Consider the following 25,069-nt stretch of genomic DNA (forward strand, 5'->3'; position numbering starts at 1 on the left):
AAGCCGCCCAGCCCGCCGCGGCCCAGCCCGCGACGCCCGCGCGCAAGCCGATCATCCCGGCCGGCCAGCCGCTGCCGCCGCAGCCCTCCGCCGGCGAGATCAGCCCCGAGGCGCTCGCCTCGGTCCGCGAGGTCGAGAAGAAGGCGCGCAAGATCGGCCTGATGGATCTGACGGAACGCACCTGCAAATGGCCGATCGGCGACCCGGCGACCGAGGATTTCTGGTTCTGCGGCCTCGCCGCCCAGCCCGGCAAACCCTATTGCGAGGCCCATGTCGGCGTCGCCTTCCAGCCGATGTCCTCGCGCCGCGACCGGCGCCGCTGATCCCGGCGGCAGGCGGCAGGAGGGTGCTTCCCTTCGCCGCCGCCTGCGCGTAGCCTCCGCCCCGCGAACAGGAGGCCCCATGCGACCGATCATCGAGGTCCGCGACCTTTCCAAGACCTATGCCAGCGGCACCCATGCCCTCTCGGGCGTGACGCTCGACATCGCCGGGGGCGAGATCCTCGCGCTCCTCGGACCGAACGGCGCCGGCAAGACCACCTTCATCTCGATCACCTGCGGCCTCGTCACCCCCACCGGCGGCTCGGTCAGCGTCGACGGGCACGACATCGTCCGCGACTACCGTGCGGCGCGGTCGCTGATCGGGCTCGTGCCGCAGGAGATCACGCTCGAATTCTTCGAGACCGTGATGAACACGGTTCGCTTCTCGCGCGGGCTCTTCGGCAAGGCCCCCGACGACGCCTACCTCGAAACGGTGCTCCGGGCGCTGGCACTCTGGGACAAGCGCGACGCGAAGCTGCGCGAGCTGTCCGGCGGCATGAAGCGCCGGGTGCTGATCGCCAAGGCGCTCGCCCACGGCCCCCGCATCCTCTTTCTCGACGAGCCCACCGCCGGGGTCGACGTGAACCTCCGCCGCGAGATGTGGGAGGTCGTGCGCGGCCTGAAGAAGCAAGGCGTCACGATCATCCTGACGACGCATTACCTCGAAGAGGCCGAGGAGATGGCCGACCGCGTCGGCATCATCGACAAGGGGCGTCTGCTGCTCGTCCGCGACAAGACCGAGCTGATGCACGAATTCGGCCAGAAGATCCTCACCGTTGAGCTGACCGACCCCGTCGCCGCGCTGCCCGCCCCCCTCGCCGGCCTCGGGCTCGACCTTGGCGCCGACGGGCGCACGGTGCGCTTTCGCTATGACACCCATGCCGACCGCTCCGGCATCGCCCGGCTGCTCGCGGAATTCTCCGGCCACGGGCTCGCGGTGCGCGACCTCTCCACCGAACAGACCTCGCTTGAGGAGGTCTTCCTGCGGCTCGTGAGGGACATGGCATGAACGCGCGCTCGATCCTTACGATCTTCAACTTCGAGATGGCCCGGTTCTGGCGCACGCCCTGGGAATCGCTCGCCGCTCCGGTCGTCTCGACCGTGCTCTACTTCGTCGTCTTCGGCGCAGCGATCGGCAGTCGCATCCAGTCGGTCGAGGAGATCAGCTACGGCGCCTTCATCGTGCCGGGTCTGATCATCCTCACCGTGCTGCAGCAATCGCTCTCGAACGCCGCAAACGCGATCTTCATGCGCAAGTTCGTGGGCACGATCTACGAGATCCTCTGCGCCCCGGTCTCCTTCCTCGAGGTCGTTGCCGGCTTCGTCGGCGCGGCGGCGCTGAAATCGGTGATCATCGCCATCGTCATCTACCTCACCGCGCTCTTCTTCGTCGACCTGCCGCTCGCCCATCCGGTGCTGGCGCTCCTCCTCCTGGTCCTGACCTCGTTCGGCTTTGCGCTCTGGGGCTTCCTGATCGGGATCTGGGCCAAGGACTGGCAGCAGCTGCAGTTCATCCCGATGATGGTGATCACCCCCCTCGTCTTCCTCGGCGGCGCCTTCTATTCGACCTCGATGCTGCCGCCGTTCTGGGCCGCGGTGGCGAAGCTCAACCCGGTCCTCTACCTCGTCTCGGGCTTCCGCTGGACCTTCTTCGGCCTCGCCGACGTGCCGCTTGCCGCCTCGGTCCTCGCCCTCGCGATCTTCCTCGCGCTCGGCTTCCTCGCGGTCTGGGCGATCTTCCGCACCGGCTGGCGGCTGCGCGCCTGACCCTTTCCTTGACCGCCGCGAGCGCGTATACGCCGCCGCCATGACCCAGAACCCGCCGAACCTCCGCCCCGATCTCGCGCCGAAGCCCGTCTTCGACGGTCCCGCCCGCCCCGGCCAGCCCCGGATCGGCATGGTCTCTCTCGGCTGCCCCAAGGCGCTGGTCGACAGCGAGCGGATCCTGACCCGCCTTCGCGCCGAGGGCTACGCGATCAGCCCCGACTACGCCGGCGCGGACGCCGTCATCGTCAACACCTGCGGCTTTCTCGACAGCGCCAAGGCGGAAAGCCTCGAGGCCATCGGCGAGGCGCTTACGGCCAACGGCCGGGTGATCGTCACCGGCTGTCTCGGGGCCGAGCCCGACTACATTACCGGCGCGCATCCCTCCGTCCTCGCAGTGACCGGCCCGCATCAGTACGAACAGGTGCTCGACGCGGTTCACGGCGCAGTGCCGCCCGCGCCCGATCCCTTCGTCGACCTCATGCCCGCGACCGGCGTGAAGCTCACGCCCCGGCATTACAGCTACCTCAAGATCTCCGAGGGCTGTAACCACAAGTGCCGGTTCTGCATCATCCCCGACATGCGCGGCCGCCTCGTCTCGCGCCCCGCCCATGCGGTCGTCCGCGAGGCGGAAAAGCTGGTCGAGGCCGGGGTGCGGGAACTGCTCGTCATCAGCCAGGACACCTCGGCCTACGGGCTCGACCTGAAACACGGGGTCAGCGCCGGCCGCGGCGGGCGCGAGCACCGCGCCCATATCACCGACCTCGCCCGCGACCTCGGCAGCCTCGGCGCCTGGGTCCGGCTGCACTACGTCTACCCCTACCCCCATGTGCGCGACCTCATTCCGCTGATGGCCGAGGGGCTGGTGCTGCCCTATCTCGACATCCCGTTCCAGCATGCCCATCCGGAGACGCTGAAGCGCATGGCACGCCCCGCCGCCGCCGCGAAGACGCTCGACGAGATCGCGGCCTGGCGCGCCATCTGCCCCGAGATCACACTCCGCTCCACCTTCATCGTCGGCTATCCCGGCGAGACCGAGGCGGAGTTCCAGACCCTTCTCGACTGGATGGACGAGGCCCAGCTCGACCGCGTCGGCTGCTTCCAGTACGAGAACGTCGCCGGCGCGCGCTCGAACGCCCTGCCCGACCACGTCCCCGACGAGGTCAAGCAGGAGCGCTGGGACCGTTTCATGGAAAAGGCGCAAGGGATCTCGGAGGCGAAGCTCGCCGCCAAGGTCGGCACCCGGCTGGAGATCATCGTCGACGAGGTCGACGCCGAGGGCGCGACCTGCCGCACCAAGGCCGACGCGCCAGAGATCGACGGCAACCTCTTCATAGACGAGGATTTCGAGGCGCTGAATCCCGGCGACATCGTCACCGTCGAGGTCGACGAGGCCGGCGAATACGACCTCTGGGGGCGGATCGCCTGAAGGCGTGACGACACTCAGGCGATCCGGCTCTCCTTGGCGCTACGCGGGCGGCTTGTAGGCCGCAGCGATGGCCTTTGCCTTTTCCTGCGCCGCCTTGAACTCGGCGGCGGTGAAGGCCTGGACCGTCCGCATATGGCTGATCTGGCCCGAGGCGCCAACCGCCATGAGGGCCGGCAGCATGTCCTGCATCGAGGGAGCTTCCGAGATCGCCATGAAATCCCGCTCGCCCGAGGTCAGGTAGAAATGCAGCAGCTTTCCGCCCGCAGCCTCGATCAGCGCCCGCGCCGCGGCCTCGCGGTCCGACGGGCTCGCGATCATGCCCTTGATGGCGGAGCTCTCGTAGTTTCCGGTGAGAATGAATGTCGGCATGCTGTCCTCCCAAACAGTTGAACGCCCGATCAAGCGCCGGACGATGCACTTAAGTGTCTGTAGGCAAGTGCCCTTTTCTACCACACGAACGCGATTCACGCCATGCGGGACGAACGGCGGGTTCAGCCGAGAAGCACCACGAGCCAGGCCACCCCGCCCGCGATCGCCGTCGCCGCCACCGCCGCCGAACCGCAGTCCTTGGCCTTGCCGGCCCGCGGATCGCGCTCCGGCGAGGCGAGATCGGCGATCTCCTCGATCGCGGTGTTGAAGAGCTCCGCCGCGAGGATCAGGAGGCCGAGCGCGAGGATCATCGCCCGCTCGCCCGCGCTCAGGTCGAGCGCGAAGGCGAGCGTCGCGGAGGCGAGGTTGACCACCGTCCACTGGCGAAGCGACTTCTCGCTCGCCCAGGCCGCCGACCAGCCCTGCCAGGACCAGATGCAGGTATTGGCGAAGCGCCGGAGCTCGGCGGTGACGATGGCGCGCATGGGTCCCTCCGGTCGATCTTCCCGCGACCTTAGCGCCGTGCCGGGGTGGCTGCCAATCGCCGACCGTTGCCCGACGGAATGCCGACATTTTGCCGCCCGCGCCGCAGCGGCCTCAGCCGCACTCGGCCAGGTAGATCCGCACCGCCTCGGTGACACGTCGGAACCGGTCGCCGCCGAGCTTCACCCCGCCATACCAGCGGGTGACGACGACGATGTGGTTGACCAGCCCCTCGCGCTCGAGCATCCGCAGGATCACCGCCCCGGCGCCGGCCTCGCCGTCGTCGTTCTTCACCCCCTCGCGCCGCCCATCCTCGTCAAGGAGCAGCGCCCAGCTGTTATGGGTGGCGCGCGCGAACTTCTTCGCCCGGGTGAGTTCGGCCAGAAACGCCGCCGCGGCCTCGCGGCTCGCCGCCGGGCCACCCGACACGGCGTATTTCGAACCGCGATCGCTCAGCACGTTCTCGATGATCCGCATAGCACCTCCGCCGCCGGGAATAGGACCTGCGGCGGGCGCTGCCAAGCCTGCGGCCGGGCGTTGTTCAGACGATGCCGCGCAGGCCCTCAAGCACGGCGCGGTTCGCGCACCATTCGGGCGCTACATGCGCGTGGCGGTCATGGCCGGGCTCGCGCCGCAGTTCCTGGCCTTCGTGGCAGTCGCGGCAGAGCGCGAGGATCGCGCGGAAATCGTCCAGCGTGAGGATCCCCGACTGGATCGCCTCGCCGATATCGACGCCGTGGCGCCGCGTCTCCTCCTCGGTCAGGAAATAGGGAAGCTCGGCCCCGCCGGACTTCGCCGCCATCGTCACGACACTACCCATCGCGCCTTCCTCCGATCCGTCGCGTTTGCGCCACCATCGCGCGATGACCATGGCCGACGCCTTGATTCAAATCAAGAGCCGTCGAAACCGCGGTCAGCGCAGCCCTGCAAGCGTGCGGCGCACCGTATCGATCCGGCTGGCATTGGGCGGATGGGTTCCTAGGAAACGGTTGCCGGGATCGGGAATGCGCATGAAAAACTCCGCGCCGCGCTCGGGGTCGTAGCCGGCCTGCCAGGCGAGGATCGTGCCGAGCGAGTCGGCCTCAAGCTCGTGATCCTTGGCGAACCGGCGGGCGCCGAACGTGCCGCCGATGTTCTGGGCGCCGCGGATCGCGCTCGAGTCGGCCCCGGTCGCGGCGGTCAGCACACCGGCGATCAGCGCGCCGGTCATCGCCTCCTGCTGCTGGCGCGGGATGTGGCCGGCGATGTGATGCGCGGCCTCGTGACCCATGACGAAGGCAAGCTCGTCGGTGTTGCGCGCTTCGGCGATCAGGGGAAGCGTGAAGGCGATGATCGGCCGCCCCGAGCGGTCGAGCGTTTGGAACGCGTTCGGCGGCTGGCCGGGCCGGTCGTCGACGACGATGCGGAAGTCGCAGTTCCCGGCACCCATGTTCCAGCATTCGCGCTCGATCACCGGCTCCATGCGGCTGACGACGCTGGTGAAGTTGCGGGCCGCGACCCGGGGAGGAACGGCGGGGCCGGGATCGACGGCCGGCCCGGTCGGATAGGGTCCCTGTGGATAGGGAGCCTGCGGATAAGGCGATTGTGGAACGGTCTCGACACAGCCCGCCAGCATGACGGTTGCGAGGATCGCCAGTTTTTTCATTCGCCTCTCCCGGGCCGCTTTGACTGCTCTGCGTAGGGTCAAGTTAGCGCTGCGCCGCGATCAGCGAAAGGCCCCGCGACCAGCGTTCACGATCCCGTGCGGACATCCGCTTTTCGCGGCGACTCCGGCCCGTCGCAGACCGCCATTGAGCCCGGTCGCGGGCCGCGCTAGGCTGGGGCCATGTTTACAATCGAGCACGATTTCGACGCCACCGTCATCACCCTCGTCGACGAGGGAAGTCCCCACCTCGAAGAGGATGTGACCATCCAGGGCTTTGCCGAATGCGTGACGATCGAGCAATACGATCCGCGCAAGGACGAGGTCTGCAAGATCGTCATGTCGATGGCCCAGGTGCGCGAGCTTGCCGCCGCGCTGAACCTGCCCGAAGGCGTCTACCGGCTGAAGCCGAAAAGCTGACGGGTCAGGCCCCGAACCACTTTCCCCACAGCCCCGCCGCCTGGAACATCAGGCCGAGCGTGACCATCAGGATGGCCAGCCCCAACTTGTCGCGCATCGCGAAGACGATCGGGTCGTAGTCCTGCTTGCCGTTCCAGCCGAGCATGACCATTCGGACGAGCCAGAGCCACATCGGCAGCATCGACAGCCACAAGACCCAGGTCGCGGGATAAAGCACGCGTCCCTGCTCGCTGATCGAAAACAGAAAGAAGACCAGGAGCGCGCCCACCGTTCCGAGCCCGGCGACGTTCAGAAGATCGCCGCGGTCCTGACGCCCGTACCCCCGCCCCGGCAGAGGTTGGTCGTCGGTGGTGAGCGTCAGCTCGGTCAGCCGCTTGACACAGCCGAGCGTGACGAAGACCGGAAGAAGGAAGATCAGCGCGTAGATCGACACCGCGACCCCTCCCGCCGCCGCGCCGGCGATCACCCGGATCGTGTAGAGCGCGGAAAGCGTCGCCACGTCGACCCATCGCATCCTCTTGAGCTTCAGCGAATAGGCGAGCGACAGGATCATGTAGAGCACGACCACGCCAAAAAACGCCCAGTTGATCGCTGCCGCCAATCCGAGCGCCAGAAGGCCGAGCACCGCGAAGGCGGCCATGCCGACCGCGATCGGGACCTCGCCGCTGGCGAAGGGGCGCCGGCATTTCGTCGGGTGCAGCCGGTCCGCCTCGAGGTCGAGAAGGTCGTTGACGATGTAGATCGCGGAGGCGGCGGCCGAGAGGGCGACGATGCCCCACAGGATCGGCACCAGCGTCGCGAGATCGAAGCGAAGCGACACGATCATCGCGAGCAGCAGGAGCAGGTTCTTGACCCAGTGATGCGGTCTGAGCGCACGGATCAGAGCGGCCGGGCTCCAGCCGCCGGGCAGCTCGACGACGTTCTGACCTTGCGCGGTCAGCGCCCGTGCCGACGGAACCCGGCCCACGACGAGTGCGTTCTCTGCGCGTTCCCACACCGGAATGTCCACGGCCGCGTCGCCGGCATAGTCGAAGCCGCGCTCGCCGAAAGCCGCAACCAGCGCCTCTGCCTTGGTCGGCCCCTTGAGGTCGATCTCTCCGTCGGAGGCGAAGACCTCCTCGCTCAGCCCATATTCCGCGGCCAGCCGTTCGACCAGGCTACGATCTGAGGCGGAGGCGAACACGACCTCGCGGCCGGCCATGCGCGAGCGCAGCGCGAGATCGGCGATCTCGGGATTGACCGGCAGGAGGTCGGTGCGCAGCGGCGCAATCGCCGCAAGCTCGGCCTTGAGCCGTTCGGGCCGGCGGAAGTTGCGTACCAGCGCGCCGAGGGTCGCGACCGGATCGCGTCCGAGCCCCGCCCAGAAAGTCTCGAGCGGCATGTCGGTCTTCAGAAACGTGCCGTCTACGTCGAGGACGAGCGGCTTCACCTCGGTCATCGCGGGCAACTCAGCCTTCGACCACGAAGACGCAACCGTCCGACACCAGCATCGGCGGCGTGCGGCAGAGGCCGCGCGCCACGGTCCAGGCCGCGAGTACCTTCGGCACATAGGCGCGGGTCTCGGAATAGGGCGGCACGCCGCCATTGTTCTTCACCGCGTTTTCGCCGGCATTGTAGGCGGCGAGCACCATCAGCGGATCGCGGTTGAATTCGCGCATCAGCCAGTCGAGATAGGCGACGCCGCCCCTGATGTTCTGGACCGGGTCCTTGCTGTTGCGCACCCCGAAGCGGTCCGCCGTTGCCGGGATGAGCTGCATCAACCCCACCGCACCGGCCGAGGAGACCGCGTCGGCCCGCCCCGCACTCTCGACCGCGATCACCGCGAGCGCGAGCGCGGGCGAAACCTCGGTGCCGATCGTCGCATTCAGGATCTCGCTGCCGTGACGCGCCGCGATGTCGCGCAAGTGCTGGAGCCGCGGAGCGGGGACGACCGTGCCGCCCGGCCCCTGGCTCAAGGTGGCGAGCGCGACGTCGAACCGTCCCGCCGAGTTGCCGAGCGATGGCGACACAGATTTCCAGTACCAGTCGTATTCGCTCGGAGAAGGCGGCCCGGACGGCACCGCCGGCTCGAGGCCGGGCGCCCGCCCGCCGCGCGGGATCGGGTTCTCCGGCGGCGGCAGCGGCGTGGACGCCAGCCGCAGCGCCTGCTCGGCGGGGTCGATCTGCACGGTTATACGCTTGGTGCCGGGGGCCGAGCCTCCCGATTTCGGCGCGCCTACCCGCTTGAAAGTGAACTCCGGATAGGGGGCCGCGGCGGTTTCCGCCTGCAGCGTGCCTGCGATCAGCGCCACGACGACGCTATAGAATAGTGCCTGTCCATACCGACGCACGGTTATGCCCGCCCTGCCTTCTTGAGGTTGTTCTTTAACTCTTTTCCCAGAATCTGCCTGCGGGAACCAGCATTTACCGCTCTCTTCCTGGCCAAATCCCACCTGATTCGGCCTTTTGGCAACAGGTCGATACACGAAGCTGCGGCACTATCATTTTTTTATTTTCTTCTTTATCAATGACTTAAGGCAGTTCTGAAAAATACTTAACGCAACCACAAAAAGTACGATCGCCGCCCCAATCATGCCACGTTTCGAGGGCCAGATTAGCCCATGCCGCGACCGGGACGAGGCCCTGGAATACCTCGGAAGATCGGATGCGGATGGCGAAACGGGCGAAGCAAACGGAGAGAAACATGAAGTTCTTCAAACTGTTCAAGAAGTTCCACAACGAAGAAGACGGCGCCGTGACCGTGGACTGGGTCGTGCTGACCGCCGCTGTCGTCGGCCTCGCCGTCGCCGCCCTTGCCGCGGTCCAGCAGGGCAGCGACGGTCTGGCCGGAAAGATCCAGGCCTGGCTGGATGGTTCGGAGGTTCCGGCCACCATGCTCGGGGCATCCTCGACCACGCCGTAATCCGGCACTTCGGTCACGCCGACCGAACGAGAGCCGCGCCTTCAGGGCGCGGTTTTTCGTTTCCGATGCGGACGGGCGTACAGCGCAAGAAATCGGGCGCAAAAATGACCGATGCCCGCCGCTTTGGCGCCATGATGCGCGGCTCTACTGGGCCGGGGGCGAGGGCAGATCTGGCGTTCAACCGCCGCAAACATCGCACGACGATTGCGAGGCATGACATGAAAATTTTGAGAAGATCAAAACGCTTCGCTGCCGACGAGGACGGCGCCGTCACTGTCGACTGGGTGGTCCTCACTGCTGGCGCCTGCGCTCTCTCCGTGGCCACGATGCTCGGAATGAAGGGAAGCATGAACAGCGTCGGCGATGCGGTGAAGCGTTATCTCGACACCAGGACCGTCCCCGAAACCATTCAGGCCCCCTGAACCTCGACGGCCCGATAGAACGAGCCCCTGCCCAAGTGGCAATGTGCGTGGGGCCCGTCCACCGCTCGTGCGGCTCGGCACGGCATTTTCCTGCCGAGTGTTTCCCGGATGCGGGATATTCCTCCCTGCCGGCTCGCTTTGACCACCATTTCGCCGTATTCTCCGCGGATATTCCACGATAAGCAGGCGGATGGGCGCACCCAGCGAAGGAGCGGCGCCTGAGGCCTATTCGACGAAAGGAATCGACATGCGTCTGGTTTTTGGTCTGGTCCTGGTGCTCGGGGTCGCCCTTGCAGGCTTTGCCGTCTACATGGCGCAAGGGTATATCGAGCAGGCTCAGGCGGAGCGTGACATGCTCGCCGCGAGGCAGGCGCAGGCGACGAAGCTCGTGGATGTCGTCGTGACCAAGCGGCCACTGAGATATGGCGACCGGTTTACGGCCGACGATCTCGAGGTGATCAAGTGGCACGAAGGCAAGGTCCCCGAAGGCGCCTTCAATGCCATTACCGCGCCGAAGGGCGGCGACGCCTCGATCGTGCCGGTCTTCTTGGAGGGTGAAACGCGGCCCCGCGCCGCGATGCGCAGTTTCCAGCCGTTCGAGCCGATGCTCGCGTCCAAGATCACCAATCCGGGAGTGGACGCCGGAATCACGGCCACTCTCACCCCGGGCATGCGCGCCTTCGCCATCAGTGTCGACGTGACGTCCGGCGTCTCAGGCTTCCTGCGTCCCGACGACAGGGTCGACATCTACTGGAGCGGCAATATCAACGGCCAGGACACGGCGAAGCTGATCGATACCAACGTGAAGCTGATCGCGATCGACCAGTCCGCCGATGCCGACCGCTCCGAAGAGACCAGAATTGCCCGCACTGTCACCATCGAGGCGAAACCGGAACAGGTGGCGGCGCTCGCGCTTGCCCAGCAGACCGGGCGCCTGACGCTGGCCCTCGTCGGCAGCGGTGACGAAACGGTCATCGGGGCGGTCGAGATCGACCGCAACAAACTGCTCGGCATCGTCGAAGCTGCGCCGGCGCCCGCAGTCGCGCCGGAACCCGTCTGCAGCGTCCGCACCAACAAGGGCGGCGAGATCGTCGAGACGGTGATCCCCTGCACCAACTGATCCGCCCGCGCGGAAACGAGGGCGCGCCGGTCACCCTATGTGGTGGCCGGCGTTTCTTTTTTCACAACGCGTGTGGGAGTGTTGCCCCACGCCCACATAAAGAACTTTGTGCAAACACTTGATAGTTGCAAACAAACGCAGGTTCCCGCAATCTTGCTGCAAGCCGGGCAAATTCGACCCGTTCCTGAAGAAGTGACGGAGAGGCAGGTCACATGAGCACGAAGAAAATATTTGCGGCAGGATTGCTGGGCGCGACGCTCACGCTGGCCATCCCCGCTTCCGCCGGTGCGGAAACTCTGAAAATCGTCAGTGGTTCGGTAGCGAGTGCACTTGTCGTCCCCATGAACCGCGCGGTAGTGGTCGAATCAGACGTACCGTTTGCCGAGCTTTCGATCGCCAACCCCGGAATCGCTGACATCTCGACGCTCTCGGACCGGACGATCTATGTTCTCGGCAAGGCCCCGGGGCGCACGACGCTCACGCTTCTCGCGCCGGATGGCAAGCTGATCACCAATGTCGACGTCCAGGTCTCGCTTGATGTCGCGGAGTTCAAGGAGCGCCTTGAACAGATCCTTCCCGGCGAGAAGATCGAGGTTCGCACCGCGAATGACGGTATCGTTCTGTCGGGCACCGTGTCCTCGACGCAGGGGCTCGACCGGGCGCTCGATCTGGCCGAACGCTATGCGCCGGGGCGGGTTTCGAACCTGATGGGAGTCGGCGGGGTTCAGCAAGTCATGCTGAAGGTCCGATTCGCCGAAGTGCGGCGCGGCGTCGCGAAGCAGCTTCAGGCCGGCGTCGCCGCCTCGGTATCGACGTCCGACCTGGCCGGTGCCTTCGGTCTCGGGCCATCGGCCGGCCTAGCGCTCGGCGAAACGAACGATGCAACAGGGCTCGCCCCGATCAGCCCCAGTGTAATACCGAACTCCGAGAATACCGGACAGGCGCTTCTCGGCTTCTCGGCCGGTGCGTTCGAATTTGGTATCCTGCTCGAGGCGCTTGAAAGCAAGGGTCTGGTGCGCACGCTCTCCGAACCGAACCTGACGACGCTGTCGGGTCAGGAGGCCAGCTTCCTCGCCGGTGGCGAGTATCCGATCCCGGTGCGCGGCGACAACAACACGATATCTGTCGATTACAAGCCGTTCGGTGTCGAACTGGCCTTTACGCCCCGCGTGGTCGACGGCGATGTCATCAACCTGATGATCAACGCCGCGGTGTCGGGCATCGACCCGACCGTAAGCGTCACGGCCGCCGGCATCTCGGTCAACGCCTTCCGTCGCCGCGAGGCCGAGACCACGGTCGAAATGCGCGACGGCGAGAGCTTCGCGATTGCCGGCCTGCTCCAGGACGACTTCACCGACCTGAACGACCAGGTTCCGTGGCTCGGCGACATTCCCGTCCTCGGGGCGCTGTTCCGCAGCACCGACTACCAGCGCAACCAGTCCGAACTCGTGATCATCGTCACGCCGCATCTCGTCACGCCGACCCGCGGCGAGGCGCTGGCGCTGCCGACCGACCGCGTCCGGCCGCCGAGCGAGGCCGAGTTGTTCCTGTTCGGCAAGACCGCGTCGTCCGGCGGTGCCGTCGGCGAAGTCGCCAAGCAGGACTATTCCGGTTCCTACGGCTACGTGATGGAGTAAGACGATGCCAATGACAAAGAGCCTCCTCCTCCTCTCGGCCGGCTTCGTAGCACTCGCTGGCTGCTCGAAGGAAACCAACATGGGCCGGGCCTTCTATGCCGAGGCCGGATCCGAGATCGAGACCAGCGACTTCGGCAATGCGACGATGAACAACACGCTCGTGCAGACCGGCCAGAAATCCTATGCGATCGATCTAACGCGCCGCTTCGCGGCCGATGTGCCGAACACCGTGAACTTCGCCTTCGACAGTTCCCAGCTCGACGGCGAGGCGCAGGCGGCGCTGCGGCAGCAGGCCCACTGGATCCGTCAGTTCCCGGAAGTGCGGTTCCGCGTCTACGGCCATACCGACCTTGTCGGATCGAACGCCTACAACAAGGCGCTCGGCTTGCGTCGCGCGCAAGCAGTCGTGGCATATCTGTCGAGCCAGGGTATCAGCCGCTCGCGGCTTGAGGCTGTCGCCTCGTTCGGCAAGACCCAGCCTCTGGTCTTCGTCCAGGCGCCGGAACGGCGCAACCGGCGTACCGTCACCGAGGTGTCCGGCTTCGTCGAAAAGCATCCGACGATCCTCAACGGCAAGTACGCCCAGGTGATCTGGCGCGAGTATGTGCGCAGCGCCGAGCCGGTTCACAGCCAAGCGCAAGTGACGGAGGGCGCCGCTGCGGCTGGCTCCGGCAGCTGATTTCTGCCGAGATTGTTTCTGTGTATGGGCGGACTTTGGCAACAAAGTCCGCCCAATTCACCTCATCGTCCACCCACAACGCATAATTACGATCTTTTAGCCCCAATATTGCCAAGATTCTCGCGGAGTTTCGAAACTCGGGAGCAATGGCGCGGCGCCCGAGTCGCGCCGGGTGAACGGAATTGGCCATATGGGATGCAGAGCGGACGCTCGACGCCCCCGGTTTGAAAGACGCACCCGCGTAGAGAAGGACATGTGTTAATGAGCAGCGTAGCAGCATTGCAGCCGGAGCCGGCGCCGATCGTCGCTTGCACAATTTCGCGCGATGTCAGCAACTTCGACCTCCTCATCGAGGATATGGAAACGGAGCTCGGCGAAAGCTGGGGTGACCTGACGTTCGACGATGCGGCGCAGTTCCTCAATCAGCCGGACGCCGATTCGCTCGAGTTCGTCGCCATCGCGGTCGACACGCAGGACGAGAACGACCTTGCGCGGATCTCCGGCATCATCACGACTGCGAAGGACAAGGGCGTGAAGGTGATCCTGATCGCCGAAGAGGTCAGCCCGATCGCGCTGCACCAGCTTCTCAAGCTCGGCGCCGACGATTTCGTCCCCTACCCCCTGCCCGAGAACGCCCTGCGCGAGGCGATCGAGCGGGTGAACCGGGCGCCGGCCGTCGCCCAGGTCATGCACGAGCCGGCCCAGACGCCGGGCTTCAAACCGAAAGGCGATCGCAACGGCGTGATCCTGCCGGTCCACGGCCTCGCGGGCGGATCCGGAGCGACGACGCTAGCCGTGAACCTAGCGTGGGAACTCGCGACCGTCCAAAAAGACGACTCCCCGCGGGTCTGTCTGCTCGACCTGGACTTCCAGTACGGTTCGGTCTCGACCTATCTCGATCTGCCCCGGCGCGAGGCAGTCTACGAGATGCTCTCGGACACGACCTCGATCGACAATGTCAGCTTCATGCAGGCGCTTCTTCCGTTCAATGACAAGATCCATGTCATGACCGCGCCGTCGGAGATGCTGCCGCTCGACATCGTGACCTCGGAGGACATCAACCGGGTGCTCGACGTGGCGAAGGCCAATTTCGACTTCGTGGTGGTCGACATGCCCTCGACGGTCGTGCAATGGACGGAAGCCGTCCTTAACCAGTCCCACGTCTATTTCGCGATGATGGAGCTCGACATGCGTTCGGCGCAGAACGCGCTGCGGATGATCCGGGCGCTCAAGGCCGAGGAACTGCCCTACGAAAAGTTGCGTTACGTTCTCAACCGGGCACCGAAATTCACCGACCTGTCCGGCAAGAGCCGGGTGAAGCGTCTGGCGGAAAGCCTTGGAATCACGATCGAGCTTCAGCTCCCGGACGGCTCGAAGCAGGTCACCGAGTCCAACGATCACGGCCTTCCGCTTGCGGACACGGCAGCGAAGAACCCGCTGCGGCGGGAGATCGTCAAGCTCGCGAAGTCGATCTACGAGCTGAACAAGGCCGCCGAAGCCGCCCTGTAACCTGGAGAGACCGCAATGTTTTCCCGTTACAAGAAATCGGCCAGCGCCGCCCCGGCGGCGACCGAACAGGCCAGACCGGCAGCGGAAGCGCCGAGCGCGCCGGCCGTCGCCGCCGTCCGGCGCCAGCCGCTCGCCGCGGCTCCGACGGCCCAGTCGATTGCGGCTGACAAGGAGAAGAAGCGCAAGGAGAAGATGAGCGAGTTGAAGGTCGAACTGCACAAGCGGCTTCTCGACAACCTCAACCTCGCCGCGCTGGAACACGCCACGGAAGCGGACCTCCGCCAGGAGATCGTCGCGATCTCGACCGAGGCACTCGAGGAACTGAGCGTCGTCCTGAACAAGGACGAGCGCGCCAACCTGTTCCAGGAACTCTACCACGAGGTCATGGGCCTCGGCCCGCTGGAGACGCTGCTCAAGGACGACTCCGTCAACGACATCCTCGTCAACGGCCCCCGGCAGATCTTCGTCGAACGTGACGGCAGGCTCGAGCTGACCGACATCACCTTCAAGGACGAGCGCCATCTCCTGCGCATCATCGACAAGATCGTTTCGGCGGTGGGCCGGCGCGTCGATGAATCGAACCCCTATGTCGACGCCCGCCTCGCCGATGGATCGCGTTTCAACGCGATGGTGCCGCCAATCGCGGTCGACGGCTCGCTCGTCTCGATCCGGAAGTTCAAGAAGGAAAAGCTCGGGGTCGACGACCTCGTCCGCTACGGCGCCTTCACCGAGGAGATGGCGGCCTACCTTCAGGCCGCGGTATCGACGCGCCTGAACATCATCGTGTCGGGCGGTACGGGTTCCGGTAAGACGACCTCGCTGAATGCCCTGTCGTCCTTCATCGACAACTCCGAGCGGATCCTAACGATCGAGGACACCGCGGAACTCCAGCTCCAGCAGGTGCATGTGGGCCGGATGGAAAGCCGCCCGCCGAACGTCGAGGGCAAGGGCGCGGTGACCCAGCGCGACTGTCTCAGGAACGCGCTCCGGATGCGTCCCGACCGCATCATCGTCGGCGAAACCCGCGGCGAAGAAGTCATCGACATGCTGCAGGCCATGAACACCGGCCACGACGGCTCGATGACCACGATCCACGCCAACTCCGCCCGCGACGGCATCTCGCGCCTTGAGAACATGATCTCGATGGCCGGGATCGAAATGCCGATCAAGGCGGTGCGGGCCCAGATCGCCTCGGCCGTCAACCTCATCGTGCAGGTCTCGCGCCTTCAGGACGGCTCCCGCCGTATGGTCTCGATCACCGAGCTCACCGGGATGGAGGGCGACGTCATCTCGATGCAGGAGATCTTCCGCTACGAGCGGCTCGGCATTGCCCCCGACGGCAAGATCGTCGGCCGGTTCACCGCGACCGGCGTGCGCTCGGCCTATGCCGAACGCTTCCGCCAGTGGGGCTACGATCTTCCGGCCTCCATCTATGACCCCATCGCCGCGGAGTAAACGCGCATGATCATCAGCCCCACCCCGATCATCTATGCACTGATCTTCCTGGCCGTGCTTCTTCTGGTCGAGGGCATCTACCTCGTCGTCTTCGGCAAGTCGATTTCGCTGAACTCGAAGGTGAATCGGCGGCTCGATCTGCTCGATAAGGGCGGCAAGCGCGAACAGGTGCTCGATCAGCTTCGCAAGGAGGCGAGCCAGCACCTCAAGGCAAGGGGCATTCCGCTCTACTCCGTCCTCGCCAGCAAGGCACAGAAGGCCAACATCGCGTTCTCGCCGAAGGCCCTGATCGGCATGATGATCCTCCTGTCCTTCGTCGCCTTCCTGGGGCTGAAGATCGGCACCTCCGCCTCGACCCCGATCCAGATCGCCGTGGCCTTGGTGATGGGCGTCGGCGCGGTCTATCTCTGGATCGCCCGCAAGGCCAAGAAACGCATGGACCTGGTCGAGGAACAGCTTCCGGACGCGGTGGAACTCATGGTCCGCTCCCTGCGCGTCGGCCACCCCTTCTCCTCGGCGATCCAGATCGTCGCCAAGGAAGTCGCCGATCCACTCGGGTCCGAGTTCGGCATGATCGCAGACGAGAGCGCCTACGGTCGCGATATCACGGAATCCCTCAAGGATCTCGCTGAACGCATGGACATGCAGGATCTACGCTTTCTCGCAGTCGCCGTGACGATCCAGCAGCAATCCGGCGGCAACCTCGCCGAGATCCTCGACGGCCTCGCCAAGGTGATCCGCGCCCGGTTCCGGCTGTTCCGGCGCGTCCGCGCCATCACCGCCGAAGCGAAATGGTCCGGTGCGTTCCTGTCGTTGTTCCCGTTCGGCGTTCTTGCGGTGATCCAGGTCTTCAAGCCAACCTATTTCGACACCGTGAAGGACACTGCTGCCTTCATCCCGGCGGCGCTGGTCGTCTTCACAATGCTCGGAATAAACTTCATCTTCATGAAGATGATGGTCAACATCAAGGTCTGAGGGGGGCTGACCGTTATGCTCAACGCGATCAACGACTTCCTGATCGAGAGCTTTGGCCCGCTCGGCCCGCTCTTCGCGGTTGCCGTGCTCGGCGTGCTGCTGATCGCGGCCGCCCTGCCGACGATTCTGAAGAAGCGGGCCGATCCCTACGCCAAGCTGCGCGATACCGCGGGCCCGGCCGCCGGAACCGTCCGAACCCCGGAAAAGAAGACGCTGCGGGCGGCACGTGGCTCGGACAAGCTCGACAAGTTCGCGACTTTCCTCGAACCCAAGACCGCAGAGGAAATGAGCACGTCGCGGCTGAAGATGACCCGTGCCGGCTATCGCGGCCGCGACGCGGTTCGGACCTTCCACGCGATCCAGTTCATCCTCGGCATCCTCTTCCTGCTCGCAGGCGTGGTCTACGCCATCTTCGCCTCGGCCAGCGATGAGATATCTTCCGTCAAGCTGATCCTCTCCGTCATCATACCCGGTGCGGTCGGCTACTACCTGCCGCGATACTGGATCGAGCGCCGGATACAGACCCGCCAGCAGGAGATCCAGAACGGCTTTCCCGATGCGCTCGACATGCTTCTGGTCTGCGTCGAGGCAGGCCAGTCGCTTGATCAGGGTATCATCCGGGTTTCCAAGGAACTAGCCGCGGGTTATCCCGCCCTCGCCGAGGAGTTCGAGGTCGTCTCCCAGGAGATCAAGGCCGGCAAGGACAAGCCCTCGGTCCTGCGTGCCTTCGCCGAGCGGTCCGGTGTGCAGGATGTCGCCTCGTTCGTCACCGTGATGATCCAGTCGCAGACCTTCGGCACCTCGATCGCCGAGGCTCTGCGGGTCTATGCGTCGGAAATGCGCGACAAGCGGGTGATGCGGGCCGAGGAGGCTGCGAACAAGCTGCCGACCAAGATGACTCTCGGTACGATGCTCTTCACCGTGCCGCCGCTCCTGATCATCCTTGTGGGGCCCTCGCTCTACGACATGCTCCAGCTGTTCGCGAATTTCGGTCCCTGACTTCATGACATTGCGCATTCTTGGACTTGTGGTCGCGATCGGCCTCCTGGCGGGCTGCGAGTCGACCGGCGGCCAAGCCGCAATGGGCGACTCACCCTTCGCTCCATCAGGCACGGTCAAGGGCGAGGAGGCGGTTGACGGCCTCATCGTCGGTCACCGGCTGATGGAAGCCAAGGAGTACGAGATGGCGCTCAAGGCCTACATGCGCTCCGCCTCCGAACATGGCCTGACCGTCGACGTGCTATCAGCAATCGGCTCTGCCAACCTCCAGCTCGGCCGGCTCGGCCAGGCGGAGACCATTCTTCGCCGCGCAATAGAAACGGACGAGACCTTCGTGCCCGCTTGGAACAATCTCGGCGTCGTGCTGATGGAGCGCGGCGAGGTCGCCGAGGCGAGCCGCGTCTTCAAAGCCGCTTTCGCTCTCGACAGTGGCCGATCGGACGCCATACGCGATAATCTGCGTCTCTCGCTCGCCAAGCTCGAAGAACCGGCCTATGATGATTCCGACAATAGCGAATTTTCGCTGGTGCGGCGCGGGCACGGGCAATTCCTGCTCCTCACCAAACACTGAGGCACGAGGCAGCAAAGGACGCAGACAATGCGCCATCCCTTCCTGATTTCGCTCTGCATCGCCGGCGTGTCGGTTCTCCCGGCCTGTGAGAAGAACTCGGATGCCGACGTCAAGCGCGCGATCGAGAGCGTCAACGTCATCGACGAGAGCAACCTCAACGACGTCATGCTGACGGTCGCCGATCCCAACGAATCCGTGGCTTACTTCCAGAAAACGGTCGCGCAGTACCCCGACCGGATCGACCTGAAGCGCGGCCTCGCGAAGTCGCTGGTGCGGGCCAAGAAGCCGACCGAAGCCGCGATCGCCTGGCGGGCCGTCATCGACAGCGCCGAAGGCACCAATGAAGACCGCGTCGCGCTGGCCGACGCGCTGATCCGCGCCAATGATTGGAAGAAGGCCGAGGCTGAACTGGCGCAGATCCCGCCGACCCATGAGACCTACGATCGCTACCGTATCGAGGCAATGGTGGCGGATGCGAACAAGAAGTGGTCCAAGGCCGACAGCTTCTACGAAACCGCCGTCGGCCTGACCACGCGGCCGTCGGGCGTGCTCAACAACTGGGGCTACTCGAAGCTGACCCGCGGCGATTTCGCCGGCGCGGAGAAGCTGTTCTCCGAGGCGCTGACCTACGACCGGTCCTCCTTCACCACCAAGAACAACCTCGTCCTCGCTCGCTCGGCGCAGCGCAAATATGACATGCCGATCGTGCCGATGACCCAGCAGGAACGGGCGGAACTGCTCTATACCGCCGGCCTGACCGCGATCAAGCATGGCGACGTGACCATCGGACAAGGTCTTCTCGAGGATGCCGTCGAGACCAGCCCGCGCTACTTCGACCAGGCGGCCCGCGCGCTCGAGACGCTCAACGCCAGCGTGACGAAGGGTTGACCCGGTGCTCGGCCTGCCTGCCTCGCAGGCGTATCTGATCCTTCTGATCTGTGTTCTCCCGGTCTGCGCATGGGTTTGCTGGTCGGATCTTCGCTCGATGCGGATCCCCAACGTCGCGGTCTTTACGCTGGTCGGGATCTATGCGGTCGTAGGGGTCCTCGTCCTGCCGTTAGAGTTCTGGGCGTGGCGCTGGCTCAACCTCGTGGTGGTTCTCGCGATCGGCTTCGTCCTGAACGCGGTCGCCCATTTCGGTGCTGGCGACGCCAAGTTCGCAGCCGCCGCAGCGCCATTCATCCCGGCGGCCCATGCCGCGCTGGTGCTGCCGCTGTTCGCCGCCTTCTTGCTCGGTGCCTTCAGCGCCCACCGCCTCCTCCGCGCGATCCCGGCGATTCGGCGGATGACTCCGGACTGGGTGTCCTGGACGCGCAAGGATTTCCCGATGGGCCTCGCCCTCGTCGGCACGCTCGTCGCCTACCTTGCGATCCGCGCGTTCCTGCCCGAAGCATGACGCAATCCGGGCGCAATCGCTCCGGCCTCGGTGCAGCGCGGGCCGCGGCTCCGCCAGTCCGAGTTGTGCACGGTGCTGATTCATGCCGCTACGTCACCTCCATGCGCAAACCGGTCGCGGCGAGCGCCTCCCCCGAGCGGGTTCGACCTGCGGGCAACACCCGCTGCGGCAATGACAAAGCTAGGCCAATTGCCGCCTCGATCCGGATTTGTTTCCATTTTTTGGCCACAATGCCCCGGCACATTGCCGCTGTGAATCCCGTTGCAGATCGAGGGTTGTCGCGCGTGTCACAGCCCGTGCGCTGCCGTCGACTGGCGTCCAAGGAGGCCCCGACCCGATGAACATGCAGGTACCCAACGTCGTCGCGCCCTCCCCGCCGCGCTCTCTGGCAGAGACCGGCCTTTCCGTCGTGATGTTGCGCGACTTGCTCCTCAAGACCATGTTCCGCATGAATCTGGAGCGTGCCTCGGAGATTTCGCGGATCATCGCCCTACCCCTGCCCGTCACGCAGGAACTGATCGACCTTGCGCGCGGCCAGAAACTCCTGGAGGCCACGGGCACGCTGCACGCGAATTCCGGCGGCGAGATGGGGTATCAGCTCGCCGATGCCGGCAAGGCGCGCGCGCTCGATGCGCTGAGTCAGTCGGAATACTACGGCGCGGCGCCGGTCCCGCTAGAGGTCTATCGCGAGCAGGTCCGGAAACAATCGATCCGCAATGTGCAGATGACGCGCCAGCAACTCACCGGCGCGATGGGCCACCTGATCCTGCCCGACGAGCTTCTCGACCATCTCGGGCCCGCCGTCGGCGCGGGGCGTTCGATCCTGATGTACGGACCACCGGGCAACGGCAAATCCTCGATCTCGAACGGCATCCGCGATGCGATCGGCGACAAGATCTACGTCCCGAAGGCGGTCGAGTATTCCGGCCAGGTGATCACGGTCTACGATCCGATCGTGCATTCCGCGGCCGAGGCGTCGGTCGACGATCCGACGAGCCTGCGCCGCACGTCGAACCGCTTCGACAACCGCTATGTGCTTTGCGAGCGTCCGACGGTGATCACCGGCGGCGAATTGTCGCTGGAGATGCTCGATCTCACCTACAATCCGACGGCCCGGACCTACACCGCGCCGCTGCAGATGAAGGCGACCGGCGGCGTCTTCATCATCGACGACCTCGGTCGCCAGCAGGAGCCGCCGCAGAAGATCGTCAACCGCTGGATCGTGCCCCTGGAAGAGAACCGCGACATCCTCGCGCTGCAGTCGGGCGAGAAGTTCGAGGTGCCGTTCGACACGCTGGTGATCTTCTCGACGAACTTCCACCCGAACGAGATCTTCGACAAGGCGGCGCTGCGCCGGATCTTCTTCAAGATCAAGATCGACGGTCCGAACCAGGAGATATTCCTCAAGATCTTCGCGATGGTCGCGAAGCGGAAGAACATGCCCCTGGACGAGCAGGCGCTTCTGCACCTCCTGAAGGTCAAGTACCCGACGATCGACAATGTCTATGCGAACTACCAGCCGGTTTTCCTGATCGACCAGATGATCGCGATCTGCACGTTCGAGGGCATCCCCAACCAGATGTCGCCCGAACTGATCGACCGGGCCTGGGCCAACATGTTCGTCCGCGACGAGAAGATCATTCACTGATGCGTGGAATTGGTATTGCAGGGTCGGCTCGCATCGCGCGACCCTTTCTCGCCCGGCTGAACGCCGCTGGAATCATGGCCGAGGCCTTCGGCCTTGCGCCGCTCGACGGCGCCGGGCACGAGGCGAGCGCCGCCGAGGCCGAGGTCTTCGCGAACGGTCTCACCTGCCTCATTATCGCGCCCCGCGGCATCGCCGAGACGGAGGCGCTGCTGTTCGAGGGGCCGGCCTTCGCCAAACGCGCGGCCAGCCTTCGGACCATCGTGATCGCGGCGACTCTGTCGCCGCGCTATGTGCGCGCGCTCCGCGGTCGCGTCGGTGACGGGATCGCGCTGATCGACGCGCCCTATACCGGCTCGCTCCGCGCGGCCGAGGAAGGCCGGCTGTCGTTCTTTATCGGCGGCGAAGAGGATGATATCAGCCGCATCGCACCGGTCTTCGACGAGCTTGGCCACCAAGCGACTCGGATGGGCGGCTTCGGTACGGCGATGGCTGCGAAGGTGATGAACGATTTTCTGGCGGCGTCTGCGACCGCGCTGACGCGGATTGCCCTCGACTGGGCCGAGGCGCAGGGTATCGACGAGGCGCGGCTTCTCGAGATGACTGGCGACACGCTCGATGGCCTCCTGTTGCCGGGCCACGACCTCGCCGATCCGGTCGCGCCCGGCGGAGGCGCGGTCGACTGCGTCACGACGCTGGTGCGAGAGGTGGAGACGGCGCTCGACACCGCGCTGAAGGGCGCGCATCTGACCCCGCCCCACAAGGTGCAGGAAATGTTCCGCAGCATGAAGTCGCGGGCGCTGCACTGAGCTTGGCGCGGGCCGGGCAACGCGCCTAGACTGGGGCCATGCAGCCCCTGCCCGCCCCTATTTCCGACTGGTTCGCGTCCCGCGGCTGGCAGATCCATCCGCACCAGCAGGCGCTTCTGGATCGCGCCGGCAACCCCGCGCTCCTCCTCGTGGCACCGACCGGCGGAGGCAAGACGCTTGCCGGTTTTCTGCCGACGCTTGTCGAATTGACGGGTGGGACGCAGGCCGGCTTGCACACGCTCTACATTTCGCCCCTGAAGGCGCTGGCGGCCGATATCCGTCGCAACCTGACGGTGCCGGCGACGGAGATGGGCCTGCCGATCCGGATCGAGGATCGCACCGGCGACACCTCGCAAGCCAGGCGCCGTCGCCAGCGGGCCGATCCGCCACATATCCTCCTCACGACGCCGGAAAGCCTCGCGCTGCTCCTGAGCTACCAGGACGCGCCGCGCATCTTCGCGGGGCTTTCGCGCGTGATCGTCGACGAGGTCCACGCGCTCGCGGAATCGAAGCGGGGCGACCAGCTCATGCTGTGCCTCGCCCGGCTTTCGCGGCTGGCGCCGGGGCTGCGCCGCGTCGGGCTCTCGGCCACGGTCGAGGATCCCGACGCCATCGCCCGTTTTCTCGCGCGCCACCCGGACCCCTGCGCGATCATTCGTGCCGATCCCGGCCCCGACCCCGATATCGCGATGCTTGAGACCGACACGCCGCCGCCCTGGGCCGGCGGCGGCGGCCGCTACGCGATCCCGGAAGTGCTCGCCGAGATCCGCCGCCACCGCACGACGCTGGTCTTCCACAACACCCGCGCCCAGGCGGAGCTCTTCTTCCGCGACCTCTGGATGGCCAACGAAGAGGGCCTGCCGATCGGCATCCACCACGGCTCGCTCGCCCGCGAGGCGCGCGTGAAGGTCGAGGCGGCGATGGTCGCGGGCGAGTTGCGCGCGGTGGTCTGCACCGGATCGCTCGACCTCGGCATCGACTGGGGCGATGTGGACCTCGTGATCCAGGTCGGCGCGCCGAAGAACGTCAAGCGGCTCGTGCAGCGGATCGGCCGCGCGAACCACCGCTACAACGCGCCGTCGAAGGCGCTGCTGGTACCGGCAAACCGCTGGGAGGTGGTCGAGTGCGAGGCCGCCCTGCAAGCGGTGAAGGCGCATGACCTCGACGGCGACCCACGCGGCCCCGGGCCGCGCGACGTCCTCTGCCAGCACATCCTCATCGCCGCCTGTTCGGGCCCCTTCGACGCGGGCGATCTTTATTCGGAAGTCACCTCCGCCGGCCCCTACGCCGCGCTCACGCGGGCCGGGTTCGACGCCTGCCTCGAGTTCTGCGCCACCGGCGGCTATGCGCTGAAGGCCTATGACCGGTGGCAGCGGCTGATGCGGCGCGACGGTCTCTGGTCCCTGCGCGATCCGCGCGCGAGCCGCGACATCCGCATGAATATCGGCACGATCACCGATACCGAGATGGTCAAGGTGCGCTGGCAGAACCGGCTTGGCGGCCAGCCCCTCGGCGAGGTCGAGGAGGCTTTCGCCGCGACGCTGACACCGGGCGAGACCTTCCTCATCGGCGGCCAGGTGGTGCGCTATGTCGGATTGCGCGAGATGGCGCTGGAGGTGGCCCCGGCCCCCGGCCGGGAACCGAAGATCGCGGTCTATTCCGGCACCAAGTTCTCCACCTCGACGCAGCTTTGCGACCGCATCCTCGCGATGCTCGGGCAGGAGAGTTGGCCCGACCTGCCAGCGTCGACCGCGGAATGGCTGGCGCTTCAGCGCGAGGTCTCGCGCCTGCCCGCACCCGACCGGCTGCTGGTCGAGACCTTCCCGGCCGAGGGCCGGCCGCATCTCTGCGCCTACGGCTTCGCCGGCAAGGCGGCGCAGCAGACGCTCGGGCTGCTCCTGACCAAACGCATGGAGGAGGAAGGGCTGAACCCGCTCGGCTTCGTCGCGACCGATTACGCGACCCTGATCTGGGGGCTCGACGCGGTGCCCGATCCGGCGCCGCTCTTCGACCGGGCGGCATTGCGCGAGGGGCTGGAGGGCTGGCTTGCCGGCAACGCGGTGATGAAGCGGACCTTTCGAAACGTGGCGCTCGTCGCCGGGCTCATCGCGCGCAACCATCCCGGCGCGCGCAAATCGGGACGGCAGGCGACCTTTTCCTCCGACATCCTCTACGACACGCTGCGGCGCTACGATCCGGGCCATCTGTTGCTCGAGGTCACCCGCGAGGAGGCGATGCGCGGGCTCGTCAGCTTCGGCCGGATCGAGGCGATGCTGGACCGCGCCGGAGGCCGGATCGACCTTCTCGCCCTGCCGCGTGTGACGCCCTTCGCGGCGCCCCTGTTCCTCGAGCACGGGCGCGTCCCGGTCGAGGGGGCGGCGCGCGAGCGGCTGATGGATGCGGCGGCGGAGCGGCTGATGGCGGAGGCTGGGCTCGGCTGAGGCGATGGCCGGGGCGGCTGCGTCGACGGCCGGGGGCGCGGCCCCCGGACCCCCCGGGGTACTTGGGCAATGAAGAAGACGG

At 65.9% G+C, this 25,069-nt stretch carries 27 protein-coding genes; 20 read left to right on the plus strand and 7 right to left on the minus strand.

The features are described from left to right. From OM960_RS18195 to rimO, 4 genes are all read left to right on the plus strand, one after another. Nucleotides 1–323, plus strand: a 323-nt coding sequence (locus OM960_RS18195; RefSeq protein ID WP_264772941.1) for a GcrA family cell cycle regulator, incomplete at its 5' end; no start/stop codon positions are given. A 79-nt stretch (nt 324–402) separates the two neighbouring features. Further along, nucleotides 403–1,329: an ABC transporter ATP-binding protein gene (locus OM960_RS18200; protein WP_264772942.1), complete on the plus strand. Its 927-nt coding sequence runs from the start codon at nt 403–405 to the stop codon at nt 1,327–1,329. Then, nucleotides 1,326–2,087 (plus strand): ABC transporter permease, encoded by a 762-nt coding sequence (locus tag OM960_RS18205; RefSeq protein WP_264772943.1) that lies wholly within the window; start codon nt 1,326–1,328, stop codon nt 2,085–2,087. The genes OM960_RS18200 and OM960_RS18205 overlap by 4 nt, the downstream gene beginning before the upstream one ends. A gap of 40 nt (nt 2,088–2,127) precedes the next feature. Continuing rightward, on the plus strand, nt 2,128–3,513 hold the full coding sequence (rimO, locus tag OM960_RS18210) for a 30S ribosomal protein S12 methylthiotransferase RimO (protein ID WP_264772944.1): 1,386 nt from the start codon (nt 2,128–2,130) through the stop codon (nt 3,511–3,513). A gap of 39 nt (nt 3,514–3,552) precedes the next feature. Here rimO and OM960_RS18215 read toward each other — a convergent pair whose 3' ends face one another. The 5 genes from OM960_RS18215 to OM960_RS18235 all read right to left on the minus strand — a co-directional run bounded on the left by OM960_RS18215 (nt 3,553) and on the right by OM960_RS18235 (nt 6,010). After that, the gene (locus OM960_RS18215; RefSeq protein WP_263333616.1) at nt 3,553–3,882 is read right to left on the minus strand and encodes a GYD domain-containing protein; all 330 of its coding nucleotides are present in this window, start codon (nt 3,880–3,882) and stop codon (nt 3,553–3,555) included. Nucleotides 3,883–4,004: 122 nt separating this feature from the next. Then, nucleotides 4,005–4,367 carry a diacylglycerol kinase gene (locus tag OM960_RS18220; RefSeq protein WP_264772945.1) on the minus strand — a complete coding sequence of 121 codons (363 nt, stop codon included), beginning with the start codon at nt 4,365–4,367 and terminating at the stop codon, nt 4,005–4,007. 112 nt (nt 4,368–4,479) lie between these two features. Beyond that, complete coding sequence (locus OM960_RS18225; RefSeq protein WP_264772946.1) at nt 4,480–4,842, minus strand: YigZ family protein; 363 nt, start codon at nt 4,840–4,842, stop codon at nt 4,480–4,482. A gap of 64 nt (nt 4,843–4,906) precedes the next feature. Next, nucleotides 4,907–5,236, minus strand: coding sequence for a DUF6455 family protein (locus OM960_RS18230; protein WP_264772947.1), 330 nt, complete (start codon nt 5,234–5,236; stop codon nt 4,907–4,909). A gap of 42 nt (nt 5,237–5,278) precedes the next feature. Continuing rightward, nucleotides 5,279–6,010 (minus strand): M48 family metallopeptidase, encoded by a 732-nt coding sequence (locus OM960_RS18235; RefSeq protein WP_263333624.1) that lies wholly within the window; start codon nt 6,008–6,010, stop codon nt 5,279–5,281. A gap of 180 nt (nt 6,011–6,190) precedes the next feature. Here OM960_RS18235 and OM960_RS18240 point away from each other — a divergent pair, with 180 nt between their 5' ends. Then, complete coding sequence (locus OM960_RS18240; RefSeq protein ID WP_263333626.1) at nt 6,191–6,427, plus strand: DUF8831 family protein; 237 nt, start codon at nt 6,191–6,193, stop codon at nt 6,425–6,427. 4 nt (nt 6,428–6,431) lie between these two features. Here the strand turns inward: OM960_RS18240 and OM960_RS18245 are convergent, their stop codons facing one another. Beyond that, on the minus strand, nt 6,432–7,865 hold the full coding sequence (locus tag OM960_RS18245) for a UbiA family prenyltransferase (protein WP_264772948.1): 1,434 nt from the start codon (nt 7,863–7,865) through the stop codon (nt 6,432–6,434). A 10-nt stretch (nt 7,866–7,875) separates the two neighbouring features. Continuing rightward, nucleotides 7,876–8,718: a lytic transglycosylase domain-containing protein gene (locus OM960_RS18250; protein ID WP_411709781.1), complete on the minus strand. Its 843-nt coding sequence runs from the start codon at nt 8,716–8,718 to the stop codon at nt 7,876–7,878. 392 nt (nt 8,719–9,110) lie between these two features. Here OM960_RS18250 and OM960_RS18255 point away from each other — a divergent pair, with 392 nt between their 5' ends. From OM960_RS18255 to OM960_RS18325, 15 genes are all read left to right on the plus strand, one after another. Then, nucleotides 9,111–9,329, plus strand: a complete 219-nt coding sequence (locus OM960_RS18255) for a hypothetical protein (RefSeq protein ID WP_263333630.1) — start codon at nt 9,111–9,113, stop codon at nt 9,327–9,329. Nucleotides 9,330–9,433: 104 nt separating this feature from the next. Then, complete coding sequence (locus tag OM960_RS18260; RefSeq protein ID WP_263333632.1) at nt 9,434–9,751, plus strand: hypothetical protein; 318 nt, start codon at nt 9,434–9,436, stop codon at nt 9,749–9,751. Between the two features lie 247 nt (nt 9,752–9,998). Beyond that, nucleotides 9,999–10,871: a Flp pilus assembly protein CpaB gene (gene cpaB, locus OM960_RS18265; protein WP_263333634.1), complete on the plus strand. Its 873-nt coding sequence runs from the start codon at nt 9,999–10,001 to the stop codon at nt 10,869–10,871. Between the two features lie 212 nt (nt 10,872–11,083). Continuing rightward, nucleotides 11,084–12,508, plus strand: coding sequence for a type II and III secretion system protein family protein (locus OM960_RS18270; RefSeq protein WP_263333636.1), 1,425 nt, complete (start codon nt 11,084–11,086; stop codon nt 12,506–12,508). Between the two features lie 4 nt (nt 12,509–12,512). After that, on the plus strand, nt 12,513–13,187 hold the full coding sequence (locus tag OM960_RS18275; RefSeq protein ID WP_432759528.1) for an OmpA family protein: 675 nt from the start codon (nt 12,513–12,515) through the stop codon (nt 13,185–13,187). A 261-nt stretch (nt 13,188–13,448) separates the two neighbouring features. Then, complete coding sequence (locus OM960_RS18280; RefSeq protein ID WP_264772949.1) at nt 13,449–14,696, plus strand: CpaE/TadZ family protein; 1,248 nt, start codon at nt 13,449–13,451, stop codon at nt 14,694–14,696. A 15-nt stretch (nt 14,697–14,711) separates the two neighbouring features. Beyond that, the gene (locus OM960_RS18285) at nt 14,712–16,151 is read left to right on the plus strand and encodes a TadA family conjugal transfer-associated ATPase (protein ID WP_263333640.1); all 1,440 of its coding nucleotides are present in this window, start codon (nt 14,712–14,714) and stop codon (nt 16,149–16,151) included. 6 nt (nt 16,152–16,157) lie between these two features. Next, entirely contained in the window at nt 16,158–17,126 is a 969-nt protein-coding gene (locus OM960_RS18290) for a type II secretion system F family protein (RefSeq protein ID WP_263333641.1), read from the plus strand. A 15-nt stretch (nt 17,127–17,141) separates the two neighbouring features. After that, on the plus strand, nt 17,142–18,125 hold the full coding sequence (locus tag OM960_RS18295) for a type II secretion system F family protein (RefSeq protein ID WP_263333645.1): 984 nt from the start codon (nt 17,142–17,144) through the stop codon (nt 18,123–18,125). Between the two features lie 4 nt (nt 18,126–18,129). Next, on the plus strand, nt 18,130–18,696 hold the full coding sequence (locus tag OM960_RS18300; RefSeq protein ID WP_264772950.1) for a tetratricopeptide repeat protein: 567 nt from the start codon (nt 18,130–18,132) through the stop codon (nt 18,694–18,696). A 27-nt stretch (nt 18,697–18,723) separates the two neighbouring features. Continuing rightward, on the plus strand, nt 18,724–19,584 hold the full coding sequence (locus OM960_RS18305) for a tetratricopeptide repeat protein (RefSeq protein WP_263333646.1): 861 nt from the start codon (nt 18,724–18,726) through the stop codon (nt 19,582–19,584). 4 nt (nt 19,585–19,588) lie between these two features. After that, entirely contained in the window at nt 19,589–20,092 is a 504-nt protein-coding gene (locus OM960_RS18310) for a prepilin peptidase (RefSeq protein ID WP_264772951.1), read from the plus strand. 337 nt (nt 20,093–20,429) lie between these two features. Beyond that, a complete protein-coding gene (locus OM960_RS18315; RefSeq protein ID WP_264772952.1) occupies nt 20,430–21,740 on the plus strand; it encodes a DUF8689 domain-containing protein in 1,311 nt (436 codons plus the stop codon). Nucleotides 21,741–21,814: 74 nt separating this feature from the next. Then, on the plus strand, nt 21,815–22,546 hold the full coding sequence (locus tag OM960_RS18320; protein WP_264772953.1) for an NAD(P)-binding domain-containing protein: 732 nt from the start codon (nt 21,815–21,817) through the stop codon (nt 22,544–22,546). A 38-nt stretch (nt 22,547–22,584) separates the two neighbouring features. Next, nucleotides 22,585–24,987 carry a ligase-associated DNA damage response DEXH box helicase gene (locus tag OM960_RS18325; protein ID WP_264772954.1) on the plus strand — a complete coding sequence of 801 codons (2,403 nt, stop codon included), beginning with the start codon at nt 22,585–22,587 and terminating at the stop codon, nt 24,985–24,987. Nucleotides 24,988–25,069: the final 82 nt, after the last annotated feature.

Origin of the sequence: Defluviimonas salinarum, assembly GCF_026013545.1 — a bacterium.
Taxonomy (GTDB): Bacteria; Pseudomonadota; Alphaproteobacteria; order Rhodobacterales; family Rhodobacteraceae; genus Albidovulum; species Albidovulum salinarum.

Bases quoted from the DNA above. Each gene is read 5' to 3' on its own strand.
- OM960_RS18200 (WP_264772942.1), top strand. From the start codon at position 403: ATGCGACCGATCATCGAGGTCCGCGACCTTTCCAAGACCTATGCCAGC.
- OM960_RS18205 (WP_264772943.1), top strand. From the start codon at position 1,326: ATGAACGCGCGCTCGATCCTTACGATCTTCAACTTCGAGATGGCCCGG.
- rimO (WP_264772944.1), top strand. From the start codon at position 2,128: ATGACCCAGAACCCGCCGAACCTCCGCCCCGATCTCGCGCCGAAGCCC.
- OM960_RS18215 (WP_263333616.1), bottom strand. From the start codon at position 3,882: ATGCCGACATTCATTCTCACCGGAAACTACGAGAGCTCCGCCATCAAG.
- OM960_RS18220 (WP_264772945.1), bottom strand. From the start codon at position 4,367: ATGCGCGCCATCGTCACCGCCGAGCTCCGGCGCTTCGCCAATACCTGC.
- OM960_RS18225 (WP_264772946.1), bottom strand. From the start codon at position 4,842: ATGCGGATCATCGAGAACGTGCTGAGCGATCGCGGTTCGAAATACGCC.
- OM960_RS18230 (WP_264772947.1), bottom strand. From the start codon at position 5,236: ATGGTCATCGCGCGATGGTGGCGCAAACGCGACGGATCGGAGGAAGGC.
- OM960_RS18235 (WP_263333624.1), bottom strand. From the start codon at position 6,010: ATGAAAAAACTGGCGATCCTCGCAACCGTCATGCTGGCGGGCTGTGTC.
- OM960_RS18240 (WP_263333626.1), top strand. From the start codon at position 6,191: ATGTTTACAATCGAGCACGATTTCGACGCCACCGTCATCACCCTCGTC.
- OM960_RS18245 (WP_264772948.1), bottom strand. From the start codon at position 7,865: ATGACCGAGGTGAAGCCGCTCGTCCTCGACGTAGACGGCACGTTTCTG.
- OM960_RS18255 (WP_263333630.1), top strand. From the start codon at position 9,111: ATGAAGTTCTTCAAACTGTTCAAGAAGTTCCACAACGAAGAAGACGGC.
- OM960_RS18260 (WP_263333632.1), top strand. From the start codon at position 9,434: ATGACCGATGCCCGCCGCTTTGGCGCCATGATGCGCGGCTCTACTGGG.
- cpaB (WP_263333634.1), top strand. From the start codon at position 9,999: ATGCGTCTGGTTTTTGGTCTGGTCCTGGTGCTCGGGGTCGCCCTTGCA.
- OM960_RS18270 (WP_263333636.1), top strand. From the start codon at position 11,084: ATGAGCACGAAGAAAATATTTGCGGCAGGATTGCTGGGCGCGACGCTC.
- OM960_RS18275 (WP_432759528.1), top strand. From the start codon at position 12,513: ATGCCAATGACAAAGAGCCTCCTCCTCCTCTCGGCCGGCTTCGTAGCA.
- OM960_RS18280 (WP_264772949.1), top strand. From the start codon at position 13,449: ATGAGCAGCGTAGCAGCATTGCAGCCGGAGCCGGCGCCGATCGTCGCT.
- OM960_RS18285 (WP_263333640.1), top strand. From the start codon at position 14,712: ATGTTTTCCCGTTACAAGAAATCGGCCAGCGCCGCCCCGGCGGCGACC.
- OM960_RS18290 (WP_263333641.1), top strand. From the start codon at position 16,158: ATGATCATCAGCCCCACCCCGATCATCTATGCACTGATCTTCCTGGCC.
- OM960_RS18295 (WP_263333645.1), top strand. From the start codon at position 17,142: ATGCTCAACGCGATCAACGACTTCCTGATCGAGAGCTTTGGCCCGCTC.
- OM960_RS18300 (WP_264772950.1), top strand. From the start codon at position 18,130: ATGACATTGCGCATTCTTGGACTTGTGGTCGCGATCGGCCTCCTGGCG.
- OM960_RS18305 (WP_263333646.1), top strand. From the start codon at position 18,724: ATGCGCCATCCCTTCCTGATTTCGCTCTGCATCGCCGGCGTGTCGGTT.
- OM960_RS18315 (WP_264772952.1), top strand. From the start codon at position 20,430: ATGAACATGCAGGTACCCAACGTCGTCGCGCCCTCCCCGCCGCGCTCT.
- OM960_RS18320 (WP_264772953.1), top strand. From the start codon at position 21,815: ATGGCCGAGGCCTTCGGCCTTGCGCCGCTCGACGGCGCCGGGCACGAG.
- OM960_RS18325 (WP_264772954.1), top strand. From the start codon at position 22,585: ATGCAGCCCCTGCCCGCCCCTATTTCCGACTGGTTCGCGTCCCGCGGC.